This window comes from Acidovorax sp. SUPP2539 (genome assembly GCF_030158975.1).
Taxonomy (GTDB): domain Bacteria; phylum Pseudomonadota; class Gammaproteobacteria; order Burkholderiales; family Burkholderiaceae_C; genus Paracidovorax.
The window spans coordinates 451,513-465,345 of record NZ_BQXJ01000002.1; the positions used below are offsets into that span (position 1 = coordinate 451,513).

A 13,833-nucleotide genomic window follows, 5' to 3' on the forward strand; every position below is an offset into this window, starting at 1 on the left:
GGGATGGGGCAGCCGGCGGCCCCGCAGGGCGCGGCGCTGCGGCCCGCCGTCCCGGAGCCCGATCCGGCCACGGTGCGCCCCGTGTCGCCCTTCCTGCGGCCCGGTGCGGGCAGCAGCCAGGCCTTGAGCGCCCTGTGCGTCGTGGCGCTGCTGGGCCTGTGGTGGGCCGCCACGCACTGGCGCTGGGTGCCGCCGCTGTTCCTGCCTGCGCCGAGCGCCGTGGCGCGGGCGTTCTCCGATGCCTGGCACGGGCGGATCCAGGGCGGCGAGCCCCTGTGGGTGCACCTGCAGTGGAGCGCCCTGCGCGTGTTCGGCGCGTTTGCCCTGGCCGCGGTGACGGCCGTGCCGGTGGGCATCGCCATGGGGGTGAGCCGCATCGCGCGCGGGGTGTTCGACCCGCCGATCGAGTTCTACCGGCCCCTGCCGCCCCTGGCCTACCTGCCGCTCATCGTGATCTGGCTGGGCATTGACGAAGCCTCGAAGGTGCTGCTGATCTACCTGGCGTGCTTCGCGCCCATCGCCCTGGCGGCCAAGGCCGGCGTGCGCAGCGCCAGCACCGAGCAGCTCAATGCCGCGGCCTCGCTGGGGGCGAGCCGCCTGCAGGTGGTGTGGCATGTGGTGGTGCCGGCGGCGCTGCCGGAGATCCTGGTGGGCCTGCGCATCGCCCTGGGCTTCGGCTGGACTACGCTGGTGGCGGCGGAGATGGTGGCCGCCACCGTGGGCGTGGGGCAGATGGTGCTCAACGCCTCGAACTTCCTGCGCACCGACCTGGTGGTGATGGGCATTCTGGTGATCGGCCTGGTAGCCTGGTCTTTCGACCTGGCCGTGCGCTGGGCCGAGGCGCGGCTGGTGCCGTGGAAGGGGCGTGCCTGAATCCCGGCACCGAAGGCACGCCCGACCCCAGCCGTTGGTCTGGCTTACTTGAGCAGGCCTTCGGCCTTGAGGGCCGCCTGCACCGCAGGGCGGGCGCCTACGCGGGCGTGGTGGGCCGACAGGTGGGTCAGGTGGGACGTGTCCAGGCCCACCACCTTGCCCCAGCCCACGACGGTGAACAGGTAGCCGTCGGCCACCGAGAAATGCTCACCCATGAGCCATTCCTTGCCGTCGAGCTGGCTGTCCACCCACTGCAGGCGCGACAGGAGCTTTTCGCGCACGGTGGTCTTGTATTCCTCGGGCGTGGCCGAACCGAACAGCGGGCTGAAGCCCTTGTGCAGCTCGGTGCCGATGAAGGTCAGCCATTCCTGCAGGCGGTAGCGGGCCAGGGTGCCGTTGGCGGGGGCCAGGTTCTTGAGGGGGGCCTGGTCGGCGATGTATTGCACGATGGCCGGGCCTTCGCGCAGGCGGGTGCCGTCGTCCAGCTCCAGCAGGGGCACGTAGCCCAGCGGGTTGATCGTGTAGTAGTCCGTGCCGTCTTGCAGCTTGTGGCTCTTGGTGCTGGCCAGCACGGGGGTGAAGGCCAGGCCCGCTTCGTGCAGGGCGATGTGGGGGGAGAGCGAGCAGGCGCCGGGGCTGTAGTAGAGCTTCATGGATGACCCGAAGGTGTGGTGTTGGACAAGCTCTGCATGCTAGCCGGAAGCGGCCGAGGCCGCTGAAGGCGGGGGCGCCGGGCGCGTGACCGCCTCCAGCTGGCCCAGGTAGTGCAGGGCGTGGGCCCGGTCCGGCCCGCACATGGCCGGCTCGGGCTGCAGCGAGCCGCACACGGCCGGGCGCTCCGGGTGGCCGAAGATGCGGCAGCGCTGCGCATCGTCCAGCTGGATGCAGCGCACGCCGGCCGGCTTGCCCTGGGGCATGCCGGGGATCGGGCTGGTGATCGAGGGGGCCGTGCAGCAGGCGCCGCAGCCGGGCCGGCAGGTCGTCAAATGGAACATTCCATTGGATACTATTAAATTGATAGCAATATGCCCTAGTGGATATTGCGCTGGAGGCCGTTTTGAGGGTTGGAGCAGGGCGGGTGCCCCGCCCCAGGCCGCGCGCAGGCGCTTCGCCCGGCCGCTCGCATCTTCGCATGCCGACCCGTGCCGGGCGGGCCGCCGTCCTAGCATGGCAGTCCCCCTGGGCGCTTGGTGCCTTCACGGGGAACCGGCGGCCCACGCCGGTCCAAAAAAACCATCGAAAGGGATTTCATCTTGAAAGTCGCACAGCCTTCCTCCGCTCAGCCGCATGGCGGCCTGTCCCGCAGCGAATCCATGCCCACGCAGGGGGGGCCGAAACTGGCGCCGGAAGTCCGGCGATTCGACACGTTGCAGCACCCGCTCGGGTCGCGCAACGCTCGCAATCCCGGCACCGTCAGCATCGCACGCAATAACCCCAGCGAATGGTCGCGCGTTGCGTGCACCGAGGGGTCGCTGCTGTCCAACATCGAGGTTCGCCCGCACAAGCGCCTTTTGAACCTGACCGGATCGGACCTCTTCGCCACGGGCGGTTTGAGCCAGACGCAAAAGCGGGACCTGCAGCGCGCGGTCACGTCGGTGGTGATGGCCTACAACACGCTGGCGGAGAAGGCAGGCGCCAAGCCCATCACCATCCATGAAAACCACCTGGCGGGGGACGGCAAGGTGCACGAAGACCGCAAGATCCCCCGCGCATCCAACGAGCGGGACTACGACTACTACCACACGCTGGGCGTCAGCTTCGCCGACAACGGCCGCATGCTTCCGCACTACCACCTGGAGTTCGGCGACAAGATGGGCCGCCACAACGTCGCCCCCATCCTGCAGAGCCTGCGCCACATCGGCCAGCAGGTGTTGGGGCAAGACATCCTGGGCGACAAGGAGATCGCCGCGATTCTCGCCAAGCTGCCCGCGGGCCTGCCGGTGGAAGGCCTGAACGCGCAGCAGATCGAAGCCGCCCGCCAGCGGCTCCCCAACGAGCAGGCCGCTCCCGAAGAGCGCGCGAAAAGCCGCGACGATCTCGAATCCGCCTTCATCGCGTTGTCCAGCCAGAACACGGAAGATGCCGAGCCCAAGCGCTTCATCCGCAACATGCACATGAACTCGTTCCGTCCGGCCGAGCCGATGCTCGAATGCTTCTCTGCGGGGCACACGTCGGTCATGGACGACCTGGCCAAGGTCGAGGCATACCCCGATTCGGCCGCAGGCCAGCCCGTCGATGCCAAGGAGTGGCTCGCGGTGTACCTGGGATTGCGCACCGCCTCGCGGGAACTGGGAGGGTACGAAGGGGGTTCGGAGCCGGAGCGCCAGGCGATCCAGCAGCGCCTGACCGGCGCCATGGGCAAGATTCAGCAGATGCTCAGCCTGCCCTGACAGGGGCCGGCCCCGCGCCCGCTGCGTGCCGCACTCAGGCGGCCAGGCCCGGCGTGCCCAGCCGGTCGGCCGCCCACAGCACTTGGTCCACCACCGCGCGCACGCGCTGGCGGTGCGGCTCGTGGGCCAGAGTGCCCTGGTCGTCCAGGGCGCTGGCCGCCAGGCCCAGGGCGAAGGACTGCGGGGCCACCCAGCACTCCAGGTTGATGAGCAGGGGCGCCAGGTGGCTCTGCGAGCGCAGGCCGCCCAGGCCGCCGTTGGAAGCGCTCAGCATGCCCACCACCTTGCCGCGGAAGGGGCGGGTGCCGTCGCTCCACACCGGGTGTCCGGCCACGGGGCTGGAGGCCCAGTCGATGGTGTTCTTGAGCAGGGCGGTGTAGCTGCCGTTGTATTCGGGCGAGCAGATGATCCAGCCCGGGTGGGCGTCCAGCGCGGCCTTCAGGCGCAGCACGTCGGGCGGGGTGCCGGCGGCTTCCAGGTCGGCGTTGTACATGGGGATGTCGAAGTCCGACAGTTCGAGCAGCGTCACGTCGGCTCCGGCGTCGCGCGCGATATCGGCGGTGGCGCGGGCGAGACGGCGGTTGAACGACTGCTGGCGGGTACTGCCCGCGAAGACGAGGAGTTTTTGCATGGCCGCGATTGAAGCACACCGATGGGGCAGGAAACCTGCAAGAAACCCGTTGTTGCAGGGCGCCTGTTCCACGTGAAACAGCACCGGTGGCAGGGACGGGCGCGAAGTGGGAAAATCACCGGTTTTCCAGCCTGCCAGGGCCGGCCTTCGGCGCCGCTCCTGCCGGGCACGCCCCGCGCCCTGTGGCGGCGATCGGATCGATGAACGGCCCCGCGGGGCCCCGGAGCAGTCCCATGTTGTACCCCCAGGAATTTGATGTCATCGTCGTCGGTGGCGGCCATGCCGGCACCGAGGCCGCGTTGGCCGCCGCGCGCATGGGGCAGCGCACGCTGCTGCTCACGCACAACATCGAGACGCTGGGGCAGATGAGCTGCAACCCCTCCATCGGCGGCATCGGCAAGGGCCACTTGGTCAAGGAAGTGGATGCGCTGGGCGGCGCCATGGCGCTGGCCACGGACGAGGGCGGCATTCAGTTCCGCATCCTCAACAGTTCCAAAGGACCGGCCGTGCGGGCCACGCGCGCGCAGGCCGACCGCATCCTGTACAAGGCCGCCATCCGCCGCATGCTGGAGAACCAGCCCAACCTGTGGCTGTTCCAGCAAGCGGTGGACGACCTGATGGTCGAGGGCGACCGCGTGGTGGGCGCCGTCACGCAGGTGGGCCTGCGGTTTCGCAGCCGCACCGTGGTACTCACCGCCGGCACCTTCCTGGACGGCAAGATCCATGTGGGCCTGAACAACTACGCCGCCGGCCGGGCGGGCGACCCGCCGGCTGCCAGCCTGTCGGCCCGCTTGAAGGAACTGAAGCTGCCGCAGGGGCGCCTGAAAACCGGCACGCCGCCGCGCATCGACGGCCGCAGCATCGACTTTTCCCAATGCGAGGAGCAGCCCGGCGACGGCATGCCCGGCGGCGTGAACGAGGGCACGGTGCCGGTGTTCAGCTTCATGGCGCATGCGCACGGCGGGGCGGCGATGCACCCGCGCCAGGTGCCGTGCTGGATGACCCACACCAACGAGCGCACGCACGACATCATCCGCAGCGGCTTCGACCGCAGCCCGATGTTCACCGGCAAGATCGAAGGCGTCGGCCCGCGCTACTGCCCGAGCGTGGAAGACAAGATCAACCGGTTCGCCGACAAGGACAGCCACCAGATCTTCCTGGAGCCCGAAGGCCTGACCACGCACGAGTTCTACCCCAACGGCATCAGCACCAGTCTGCCGTTCGACATCCAGTACGACCTGGTGCGCAGCATGGCGGGGCTGCAGAATGCGCACATCCTGCGCCCCGGCTACGCCATCGAGTACGACTATTTCGACCCGCGCTCGCTCAAGAGCACGTTCGAGACGCGGCAGGTGCAGGGATTGTTCTTCGCCGGTCAGATCAACGGCACCACGGGCTACGAAGAGGCCGCGGCGCAGGGGTTGTTCGCCGGCATCAATGCCGCGCTGCAGTGCCGCCAGATCAAGGGCGAGGCCAACGATTTCGGCGGCGCCTGGCTGCCGCGGCGGGACGAGGCCTACCTGGGCGTGATGGTGGACGACCTCATCACCAAGGGGGTGACCGAGCCCTATCGCATGTTCACCAGCCGCGCCGAGTTCCGCCTGCAGCTGCGCGAGGACAACGCCGACATGCGCCTGACCGAGGCCGGCCGCCAGCTGGGTCTGGTGGACGACGCGCGGTGGGATGCCTTCAGCCGCAAGCGCGACGCGGTTTCACGTGAAACAGAGCGTCTCAAGGCCACGTGGGTGAACCCCCGAAGCCTGCCGGCCGAGGAGTCGGCGCGGGTGCTGGGCAAATCCATCGAGCACGAATACAACCTGTTCGACCTGCTTCGCCGACCGGAAGTGGACTACGCCACGCTCATGGGCATGGACGGTGGCCGGCTGGCGTCGCCGGACGTTTCACGTGAAACACTCGGTGAGCTGGCCGACCCGGTGGTGGAGCAGGTAGAGATTGCCGCCAAATACTCCGGCTACATCGACCGACAAAAGGACGAGGTGCAGCGCGCCGCCCATTTCGAAACCCTGCGCCTGCCGGCCGAGCTGGATTACCTGCAGGTGCCGGCCCTGTCCATCGAGGTGCGCCAGAAGCTGCAGAAGCACCGTCCGGAAACCCTGGGCCAGGCTTCGCGCATCTCGGGCGTGACGCCCGCCGCGATCTCGCTGCTGCTGGTGCATTTGAAGAAGGGCGGTTTCAAGGGCTTCAGCGCTGCGCCTGCGGCAGCGGAGGTGCCCGCATGAACGCGCAGGCGTTGCAGGACACGCTGGCCGAAGGCGCGCAGGCCCTGGGGCTGGGGCTCGGCAGCGCCCAGATCGGCCAGTTGATGGATTTCCTGGCGTTGCTGCAGAAGTGGAACAAGGTCTACAACCTGACGGCCGTGCGTGACCCGCAGGAAATGCTTACCCACCACCTGCTGGACAGCCTGGCGGCGGTGCCGCCGCTGCGCCGCCAGCTGGCGCAGGTGCCGGCGGACCTGGATGCCAATCCCGCGCTGCCGCCCCGGCTGCTGGACGTGGGCTCGGGCGGCGGGTTGCCTGGCGTGGTGTTCGCCATCTGCTGCCCGGGCCTAGACGTGAGTTGCGTGGACACCGTGGCAAAGAAGGCGGCGTTCATCCAGCAGGCCGCCGTGACGCTGCGCCTGCCCAACCTGCACGGCATCCACGCCCGGGTCGAGACCCTGGCCGGGCCGTACGATCTGGTGAGCTGCCGCGCCTTCGCCTCGCTGCCGGACTTCACCACCTGGTCGAGCGGCGCCATGGCAGGGCACGCCGTATGGCTGGCCATGAAGGGCAAGCGGCCCGACGACGAGATCGCCGCGCTGCCGGCGGGCGTGCAGGTGTTTCACGTGGAACCTCTCGCCGTGCCCGGCCTGGATGCCGAGCGCTGCATCGTCTGGATGCGGCGCCCGGCGGGTGCGCCGCCGGCCGTCGCTTAAACTCGCTCCTCCAGTTTTCGGGGGGCTTTCATGTTTGGCGTAGCAGATTACGGCGCGTTCGTCGCAGCCATCGTGTTGTTCCTCGCCATTCCCGGCCCCGGCAACCTGGCGCTCATCACCTCCACCAGCAAGGGCGGCGTGCGCGCCGGCCTGGCCGCCACGCTGGGCGTGATGGCCGGCGACCAGGTGCTGATGTGGATGGCGGTGGCGGGCGTCGCCGCGCTGCTGGCCTCGTACCCGGCGGCCTTCCATGCCGTGCAGTGGCTGGGCGCGGCCTACCTGGCGTGGCTGGGCTTCAAGATGCTGACCGCCCGGCCCGGCGGCCAGCCGGTGCTCCACATCGAGCCCCGGCACTACTTCCAGCAGGCGGCGTGGATCACGCTGCTCAACCCCAAGGCCATCGTGTTCTACATGGCGTTCTTCCCGCTGTTCGTGGACCCGGCGCGCCACCAGGGCCTGCTGACCTTCGGTGCCATGGCGGCCACCATCGCGGTGCTCACCTTCCTGTACGGCCTCGTCGTCGTGCTGCTGACCCACCGCCTGGCCGAGCGCATGCGCGCCAACCCGAAGATCGCGCGCGGGCTGGAGAAGATCGCCGGCGTCTTCCTCATCGGCTTCGGCATCAAGCTGGCCCTCTCCAAATAATTTCCGCGAAACGAAAGCAGTCATGGCCAAGATTTTTTGCATTGCCAATCAGAAGGGCGGGGTGGGCAAGACCACGACCTCCGTCAACCTGGCCGCGGGGCTGGCCAAGATCGGCCAGCGGGTGCTGATGGTCGATCTGGACCCGCAGGGCAATGCCACCATGGGCTCGGGCGTGGACAAACGCGCGCTGGAGCTGACGGTGTACGACGTGCTGCTGGAGTCGTCTTCCGTCAAGGAGGCGGCGGTGCTGTCGGAAAAGTGCGGCTACCACGTGCTGGGCGCCAACCGCGAACTGGCCGGCGCCGAGGTCGAACTCGTGGCGCTGGAGCACCGCGAGCGCCGCCTGAAGGCCGCCCTCGCCGAGGTGGACGCGGACTACGACTTCATCCTCATCGATTGCCCGCCGTCCCTGAGCATGCTGACCCTGAACGGCCTGTGCTGCGCCCACGGCGTCATCGTGCCCATGCAGTGCGAGTATTTCGCGCTGGAGGGGCTGACCGATCTGGTCAACACCATCAAGCAGGTGCACGCCAACCTGAACAAGGACCTGCAGATCATCGGCCTGCTGCGCGTGATGTTCGACCCGCGCATCACGCTGCAAAGCCAGGTGAGCGAGCAGCTCAAGGACCACTTCGGCGACAAGGTGTTCAACACGGTGATCCCGCGCAACGTGCGCCTGGCCGAGGCGCCGAGCTACGGCCTGCCCGGCGTGGTGTTCGACCCGTCCGCCAAGGGCAGCCAGGCGTTCGTGGACTTCGCCCGCGAGATGGTCAAGCGCGTCAAGCGCATGTAGGCCGCAGCGGGTTTTAGCGCCAGATCGCCCCATGCCGGCGGATTCATTGCCCTCTTTGCTATCAAAAACATAGTATGAAACCAGACAACGTGCTGCTGCTGCCCGGTTGGCAGAACTCCGGGGAAGACCACTGGCAAAGCCGCTGGGAGCGCCTGCACGGCTACCGGCGCGTGGAGCAGCACGACTGGATGCACCCGCTGCGCGGCGACTGGTCCGCCCGCCTGGAAGAGGTGGTGGTGGACGCCGACGGCCCCGTGGTGCTGGTGGCGCACAGCCTGGGTTGCATCCTCACCGCCTGGTGGGCGGCGCATTCGAAGAACGCCCACCGGGTGCACGGCGCGCTGCTGGTGGCCCCCGGCGACGTGGAGCACCCCGATATTGCGCCCCTGCTGCCCGGCTGGGCCCCCATCGCGCGCCAGCCGCTGCCGTTCCCCGCCGTGTTGGTGGGTAGCCGCAACGATCCGTACTGCAGCTTCGAGCGCGTGCAGGGGCTGGGCCGCGACTGGGGCGCGCGCTTCGTCGATGCGGGCGCTCTCGGCCACATCAATGCCGAATCGGGCCTTGGGGACTGGGCGCAAGGCCACGGCTGGCTGGAGGCCCTGTCGCGGTGATGCGGCGACAGCCCCCGGGCGCCTCGGCCGAGGGGCCGGGGCCCATGCCTCAGGCCCGTGCCACGCCGCTTTCCTGGATCGCACGGCTCAAGGCGGGCGCGGCGTCCAGCCTGCAGGTGGCCGCGGAGTGCGGCGTGGGCCTGCTGAGCCTGGCCGGGGTTCCGGTCATGGTGTTCACCGGCAAGCTGTTCGCCGCCGCCGTGCTGGCCGCGATCGCGCTCGGGGTGTTCCTGCGGTTCGCGGCGCGGCGGGGAACGCCCGGGTCGGCCGCCACACCGCCTGCACCGCTGTGGCTGTCTGCGGCGGTGGCCCTGCTCACGGCGCTCGAAGTGGCCCTGGCGGTAGAGGCCGCGGGCCTGCCGGTTCGTCACGGCCAGCCAGGGTTTTCGCAGGGGAACTGGCTGTGGGTGCTGCTGGCGTTCGCAGGGCTTTTCTGGGGCCAGCGGCGCTGGCTGAACCGGCGCCTTGCCCGCCGCCGCGGGTCCGATCCGCACGGCACCCGCCACCCTTTTTGATTTGTACGAGGAACGACAACATGGTCACCAAGAAACCCAAAGGCCTCGGCCGCGGCCTGGAAGCATTGCTGGGCCCCAAGGTCGCGGAAAAGGGCGATGCCGCCCCGCCGCCGCCCGAAGGCACTCCCACCACGCTGGCCCTGGCCGACATGGTGCCCGGCATGTACCAGCCCCGCACGCGCATGGACGAGGGCGCGCTGTACGAGCTGGCCGAGTCGATCAAGGCGCAGGGCATCATGCAGCCGATCCTGGTGCGTCGGCTGGCGCAGGGCGACCACGCGGGCCGCTACGAGATCATCGCCGGCGAGCGGCGCTTTCGGGCCGCGCGGCTGGCGGGCCTAGCCGAGGTGCCGGTGCTGGTGCGCGACGTGCCCGACGAGTCGGCCGCTGCCATGGCGCTCATCGAGAACATCCAGCGCGAGGACCTGAACCCGCTGGAAGAGGCGCAGGGCCTGTCGCGGCTGGTCAAGGAATTCGGCCTCACGCACGAGCAGGCCGCGCAGGCCGTGGGCCGCTCACGCAGCGCCGCCAGCAACCTGCTGCGCCTGCTGAACCTGGCCGATCCGGTGCAGACGATGCTGATGGCCGGCGACATCGACATGGGCCATGCGCGCGCGCTGCTGTCGCTGGACCGGGCGGCGCAGATCACAGCGGGCAACCAGATCGCGGCCAAGAAGCTGTCGGTGCGCGAGGCCGAGGCCCTGGTCAAGAAGATCGGCGCCGAATTCAGCCTGGTGCCGCAAAAGCCCAAGAAGGACGCCAAGTCGCGCGACCTCAAGCGGGTGGAGGAGGAACTGTCCGACCTGCTCATGGCCGAGGTCGAGGTGCGTGTCAAAAAGCGCGTCAAGCGTGGCAGCCGCACCGAAGAGATGGGCGAGCTGGCGATCCAGTTCGGCTCGATCGAGGCGCTCAACGGCCTGATCGAGCGCCTGCGGGGCTGACCGGCCCTCCCCGCAGGGGTATCTGCGCATTGCGCAGGTCGATATGCGAAATCCGCGCTTTGCGCAGGCGCGATCCCTGTTCAGAATCGGCGCCCCGTCGGCATGGCTCCACTGGTGGCGTTGGGCCGCGCAGGGAGGCCGGCGGACAGGGAGGTGCATACCAATGAAAGTGACAGTGAACGCTGCCGAGGTGAAACACCGGCAGCCCGAATCCACCGGGGCCGATGGCGCGCCGGCCCTCAGCAAAAGCGGGCCCGCTGCGGCGGGGCCATCGGGCCATCCGGACCTGGCGGCCAGGCAACCCCGTTCCCCAGGCGCCGAGGCCGTGCGATCGCGCGTGCCGCTGTCGGCGCTGCCGACCGGCGCGGGCCCGTCCGTGCCGCCAAAGGCGCCGCTCGCCGTGGGCACGGCGGACACCGCCTTGCTGCACCGGCTCCTGAAGGCCGTGGCCGATGCGCCGGCGAGCGCCACAGGCACTGGCAAGCCGTCGCTCGCTGCCGCATTGGGCGCCGCAGGCCATTCCCACGTGCTGGAGGGTGCACAGCTGCCCGAGGGCGGTCCTGCTCTGCGGGGTTGGGATCTCTCGGGCGTGGATTTCAAGCGCTGCCAGTTCGGCGGCAGCTCCCTGGCGGACACGCGCATCGAGGGCAGCCACTTCGAGGGCTGCCGGTTTGAAGGCGTGTCGTTCGCGAATGCCGCGTTGCACGAAACCGCCTTCAAGGGCTGCGAATTCGGGGAGACGATGTTTGTCAACGCCGCACTGAGCGGCGTTCGCTTCGAAGACAGCCGGCTGCAGCACAGCAGCTTCGAGGATGCGAGCTTCGAGGGGAACTGCGTGTTCAAGGGCGTGCACATGCCGGGCACGCACTTCCTCAGCGCCTCGGTGTCGAAGGACACGCGGATCGAAGCGTCCGACCTGACCGACACGGTGTTCCTGGACACGCGGGCCCGCTTTGCCATCGATGCGGCTTCCGCGGACACGGCACGCCTGACCCGGCCCACCACGGCCACGCTGGTCTCGCACGAGTCGCGGGGCGTCACCGTTCCGCGTGTCGGGGCCAAGATCGCGGCCGTGGCGGGCACCTTGCCGCTGCGGGTGGAGATGCGGGTGGCCTCGGTGCAGGCGGCGGTGGTGGATGCCGAGGTCGAGGCCCACCTCGACCGCCTGGCCTCGCAGCCGGCCGGCGACCACTCCTTGCCCCAGCGCCTCGTGGCCGACGCCCTGGCGGACCCCCAGGCCTTGCCGAAGATCGCGCAGATCCTGGCCAAGGCCGAGATCCTGGCCCGGCATGTGGACTCCGTCGTGCTGCCCGGCGGCGAAGACCTTTCGCCCCGCCTGTATAACCAGCAGGCCGAGCCGCAGACGGACTGGAAGGGCGACTACCGCCGGTCCGTGCTCGAAATGGGCCTGCTGCACCAGTGCTTTCACCGCGGCGTGCCCCTGATGGCGATCTGCCGCGGATTCCAGATGACCAACGTCTTTTTCGGTGCACCGCTGCAGCAGCACGTGGGGCGCCACGTCGGTGTGCGCACGCTCGGCGACGACCGGGCCGGCGGGGCGGCATCGGCGCAGGACCCTGCCGCCACGGAGGGTGCGAAGAAGGAGGCCAGCGTCTTCGGCAACGCGCTGCAGGACATCCGCGCAGCCGTCCTGCACCACCAGGCCGTGATCGACGATCCGGCCGGCCGCCCGCACCTGAGCACTGCCTTGAGCCGCACCATTGCCTCGGAGGAGGGCGGGACCGCATGGCGGGCCATCATGGCGATCGAATCGTCCCAGCCGCGGGCGCCGCTGATCGGCTTGCAGTTCCACCCGGAGTTCTTCGAGGGATCGACCGCGAGGGGCGGCGATGCCCGCCCCTTGTCCAATGCCGAGCTGGAGCAGCTGGGCAAGGGCTACACGCGGCCGGGGTCGCAGACACCGGGCTTGCAGAACGGGACGGACCTGGTCGCCAGCGGCATCGTGGACCACATGTCGCCCGGCAACGATGCTCTGTGGAAGATCCTGTCGGACGCGGCGACCGCGCACCGCCACAAGGCCGCCATCACGGCCGAGGCGCTGGCGGAGGGCCGGGCGAAGCTGCGGCCTGCGGAGCCGGCAGTAGAGCCGGCCATTGGCTGACGCACCGCGCCAGCGCGCTCACCTGACGGCTTCGCCCCCCGCGCGCCGGCGCTCCAGCACCCCGATGGCCACGAAGCCGCACAGCACGGCGAACCACAGCGTGGCCACGCGGATGCCCACGGCCGCCAGCGTGGCCAGGCCCAGCGGCACGGCGTGCAGCGCCAGCAGGGCGACCAGGGTGGCCTCGGTGGTGCCGATGCCGGCCGGCAGCATGGACGCGGCGCCGGCCAGCATGGCGGTAGGGTAGAGGGAGGCGGCATCGCGCCAGGGCAGGTCGATCCCCAGCCCGCGCAGCAGCCAGGCGAACGACAGCGCCACCAGGCCCCACGCGGCCAGGCCCAGGCCCAGCGAAATCCCCAGGTCCAGCGGGTGCAGCCACGCCTTGCAGCCGGCCAATCCCAGCGCCAGGGCCCGCACCGCGCGCGACAGGCGCGGCCAGCCGCGGCGGCGCAGCCGGGCGGCACCGCGCAGCAGCCATGCGGGCCGTGCCGCCACCAGCACGACGGCGCCGATCATGCCCGCCACGAACGCCACCAGCACCGCGAACAGCGGCAGGGCGGGGATGGCCAGCACCGCCAGCAGCACCACGCACAGCAGGTCGAATGCACGCTCGTAGACGAAGGCCGAGACGGTGCGCGCCGCCGGCACGCCGCCGTGCGCGAAGTAGCGCACGCGCACCAGCTCGCCCACCTTGCCGGGGGTGGCGGTGAAGGCGAAGCCCGAGAGGTAGGCCAGAAAGCCCGCACCCCAGGGCACGGCGTGCCCCGCGCGGGCCAGCAGCCAGCGCCAGCGCAGGTAGCGCAGCAGGTACGAGGCGAAGGCGATCGCCGCCATCGAGGGCATCCACGCGAGCACCTGCGGCAGTTGCGCGAAGACCTGGTTGCGCGCGTCGGCCCACACCAGGGCGGCCACGTAGGCCGCCGTGCAGGCCCCGGCCGCAGCGACGGCGTGGCCGGGCTTCATGCGCGGTCGGCGAAGGACCAGCGCTTGTGGCCCAGGTAGCTCGTGAACACCGGCACGGCCACGCCCACGGCATGGGCGATCTCGGGCACGAAGGCGGTCACGCCCAGCGCCGGCAGCACCTGGCGCGCCAGCAGCAGGCTCACGGCCCAGGTCTGCGCCACCGCCACGAGGTTCACCAGCACGAAGAACGCGGCGGACTTGCGCACCGACTGCTGGCTGCCCTGGAACACGAAGGCGCGCGCCAGCAGGAAGGCCGTGACCATGCCCACGCCGTAGGCCAGCACCACGGCGTAGGAAAACGGCATCCACTGGTTGAGCACGATGCGCGCGATGAAATTGGCGAGCGCGGCCAGGCCGCCCGTCACCAGGAAGGCCACGAACTGCCGGGAGCGGAACTGCGCGAGCATGCGGGGC

15 protein-coding genes are annotated in these 13,833 nt (G+C 69.8%); 10 read left to right on the forward strand and 5 right to left on the reverse strand.

Annotated features, from left to right (window positions below):
- The first annotated feature begins 3 nt into the window (after positions 1-3).
- On the forward strand, positions 4-873 hold the full coding sequence (locus AVTE2539_RS09655) for an ABC transporter permease subunit (protein ID WP_284410084.1): 870 nt from the start codon (positions 4-6) through the stop codon (positions 871-873).
- Between the two features lie 44 nt (positions 874-917).
- Here AVTE2539_RS09655 and gstA read toward each other — a convergent pair whose 3' ends face one another.
- Both gstA and AVTE2539_RS09665 read right to left on the reverse strand, forming a co-directional pair.
- Positions 918-1,526, reverse strand: a complete 609-nt coding sequence (gene gstA / locus AVTE2539_RS09660; protein WP_284410086.1) for a glutathione transferase GstA — start codon at positions 1,524-1,526, stop codon at positions 918-920.
- A gap of 39 nt (positions 1,527-1,565) precedes the next feature.
- Positions 1,566-1,868 carry a YkgJ family cysteine cluster protein gene (locus tag AVTE2539_RS09665; protein ID WP_284410088.1) on the reverse strand — a complete coding sequence of 101 codons (303 nt, stop codon included), beginning with the start codon at positions 1,866-1,868 and terminating at the stop codon, positions 1,566-1,568.
- A 258-nt stretch (positions 1,869-2,126) separates the two neighbouring features.
- On the opposite strand from AVTE2539_RS09665, the gene AVTE2539_RS09670 reads away from it, so the two are divergent.
- Positions 2,127-3,263 carry a hypothetical protein gene (locus AVTE2539_RS09670; RefSeq protein WP_284410090.1) on the forward strand — a complete coding sequence of 379 codons (1,137 nt, stop codon included), beginning with the start codon at positions 2,127-2,129 and terminating at the stop codon, positions 3,261-3,263.
- Between the two features lie 34 nt (positions 3,264-3,297).
- On the opposite strand, the gene AVTE2539_RS09675 is transcribed toward AVTE2539_RS09670, so the two are convergent.
- Positions 3,298-3,894 carry an NADPH-dependent FMN reductase gene (locus AVTE2539_RS09675; RefSeq protein ID WP_284410091.1) on the reverse strand — a complete coding sequence of 199 codons (597 nt, stop codon included), beginning with the start codon at positions 3,892-3,894 and terminating at the stop codon, positions 3,298-3,300.
- Between the two features lie 233 nt (positions 3,895-4,127).
- Here AVTE2539_RS09675 and mnmG point away from each other — a divergent pair, with 233 nt between their 5' ends.
- From mnmG to AVTE2539_RS09715, 8 genes are all read left to right on the forward strand, one after another.
- Positions 4,128-6,134, forward strand: a complete 2,007-nt coding sequence (gene mnmG / locus AVTE2539_RS09680) for a tRNA uridine-5-carboxymethylaminomethyl(34) synthesis enzyme MnmG (RefSeq protein ID WP_284410092.1) — start codon at positions 4,128-4,130, stop codon at positions 6,132-6,134.
- On the forward strand, positions 6,131-6,829 hold the full coding sequence (rsmG, locus tag AVTE2539_RS09685; RefSeq protein WP_284410094.1) for a 16S rRNA (guanine(527)-N(7))-methyltransferase RsmG: 699 nt from the start codon (positions 6,131-6,133) through the stop codon (positions 6,827-6,829). Before mnmG ends, rsmG begins: the two co-directional genes overlap by 4 nt.
- 30 nt (positions 6,830-6,859) lie before the next feature.
- Positions 6,860-7,474, forward strand: a complete 615-nt coding sequence (locus tag AVTE2539_RS09690; RefSeq protein ID WP_284410096.1) for a LysE family transporter — start codon at positions 6,860-6,862, stop codon at positions 7,472-7,474.
- Positions 7,475-7,496: 22 nt separating this feature from the next.
- Entirely contained in the window at positions 7,497-8,267 is a 771-nt protein-coding gene (locus tag AVTE2539_RS09695; protein WP_284397247.1) for a ParA family protein, read from the forward strand.
- A gap of 74 nt (positions 8,268-8,341) precedes the next feature.
- Positions 8,342-8,878, forward strand: a complete 537-nt coding sequence (locus tag AVTE2539_RS09700) for an RBBP9/YdeN family alpha/beta hydrolase (protein ID WP_284397241.1) — start codon at positions 8,342-8,344, stop codon at positions 8,876-8,878.
- Between the two features lie 44 nt (positions 8,879-8,922).
- A complete protein-coding gene (locus AVTE2539_RS09705) occupies positions 8,923-9,393 on the forward strand; it encodes a hypothetical protein (RefSeq protein ID WP_284410098.1) in 471 nt (156 codons plus the stop codon).
- A gap of 20 nt (positions 9,394-9,413) precedes the next feature.
- Positions 9,414-10,334 carry a ParB/RepB/Spo0J family partition protein gene (locus tag AVTE2539_RS09710; protein WP_284397235.1) on the forward strand — a complete coding sequence of 307 codons (921 nt, stop codon included), beginning with the start codon at positions 9,414-9,416 and terminating at the stop codon, positions 10,332-10,334.
- Positions 10,335-10,497: 163 nt separating this feature from the next.
- Entirely contained in the window at positions 10,498-12,456 is a 1,959-nt protein-coding gene (locus tag AVTE2539_RS09715; protein WP_284410100.1) for a gamma-glutamyl-gamma-aminobutyrate hydrolase family protein, read from the forward strand.
- Between the two features lie 18 nt (positions 12,457-12,474).
- On the opposite strand, the gene AVTE2539_RS09720 is transcribed toward AVTE2539_RS09715, so the two are convergent.
- Together AVTE2539_RS09720 and AVTE2539_RS09725 are read right to left on the reverse strand one after the other, a co-directional pair.
- On the reverse strand, positions 12,475-13,419 hold the full coding sequence (locus AVTE2539_RS09720) for a lysylphosphatidylglycerol synthase transmembrane domain-containing protein (protein ID WP_284410102.1): 945 nt from the start codon (positions 13,417-13,419) through the stop codon (positions 12,475-12,477).
- Positions 13,416-13,826, reverse strand: a complete 411-nt coding sequence (locus AVTE2539_RS09725; RefSeq protein ID WP_272566270.1) for a GtrA family protein — start codon at positions 13,824-13,826, stop codon at positions 13,416-13,418. Before AVTE2539_RS09725 ends, AVTE2539_RS09720 begins: the two co-directional genes overlap by 4 nt.
- Between the last annotated feature and the right edge of the window lie 7 nt (positions 13,827-13,833).

Excerpts from the sequence above, each read along its gene's own strand:
- AVTE2539_RS09720 (WP_284410102.1), bottom strand. The coding sequence starts at position 13,419 with ATGAAGCCCGGCCACGCCGTCGCTGCGGCCGGGGCCTGCACGGCGGCC.
- mnmG (WP_284410092.1), top strand. The coding sequence starts at position 4,128 with ATGTTGTACCCCCAGGAATTTGATGTCATCGTCGTCGGTGGCGGCCAT.
- AVTE2539_RS09700 (WP_284397241.1), top strand. The coding sequence starts at position 8,342 with ATGAAACCAGACAACGTGCTGCTGCTGCCCGGTTGGCAGAACTCCGGG.
- AVTE2539_RS09665 (WP_284410088.1), bottom strand. The coding sequence starts at position 1,868 with ATGTTCCATTTGACGACCTGCCGGCCCGGCTGCGGCGCCTGCTGCACG.
- AVTE2539_RS09655 (WP_284410084.1), top strand. The coding sequence starts at position 4 with ATGGGGCAGCCGGCGGCCCCGCAGGGCGCGGCGCTGCGGCCCGCCGTC.
- AVTE2539_RS09690 (WP_284410096.1), top strand. The coding sequence starts at position 6,860 with ATGTTTGGCGTAGCAGATTACGGCGCGTTCGTCGCAGCCATCGTGTTG.
- AVTE2539_RS09675 (WP_284410091.1), bottom strand. The coding sequence starts at position 3,894 with ATGCAAAAACTCCTCGTCTTCGCGGGCAGTACCCGCCAGCAGTCGTTC.
- AVTE2539_RS09710 (WP_284397235.1), top strand. The coding sequence starts at position 9,414 with ATGGTCACCAAGAAACCCAAAGGCCTCGGCCGCGGCCTGGAAGCATTG.
- AVTE2539_RS09725 (WP_272566270.1), bottom strand. The coding sequence starts at position 13,826 with ATGCTCGCGCAGTTCCGCTCCCGGCAGTTCGTGGCCTTCCTGGTGACG.
- gstA (WP_284410086.1), bottom strand. The coding sequence starts at position 1,526 with ATGAAGCTCTACTACAGCCCCGGCGCCTGCTCGCTCTCCCCCCACATC.
- rsmG (WP_284410094.1), top strand. The coding sequence starts at position 6,131 with ATGAACGCGCAGGCGTTGCAGGACACGCTGGCCGAAGGCGCGCAGGCC.
- AVTE2539_RS09705 (WP_284410098.1), top strand. The coding sequence starts at position 8,923 with ATGCCTCAGGCCCGTGCCACGCCGCTTTCCTGGATCGCACGGCTCAAG.
- AVTE2539_RS09695 (WP_284397247.1), top strand. The coding sequence starts at position 7,497 with ATGGCCAAGATTTTTTGCATTGCCAATCAGAAGGGCGGGGTGGGCAAG.
- AVTE2539_RS09715 (WP_284410100.1), top strand. The coding sequence starts at position 10,498 with ATGAAAGTGACAGTGAACGCTGCCGAGGTGAAACACCGGCAGCCCGAA.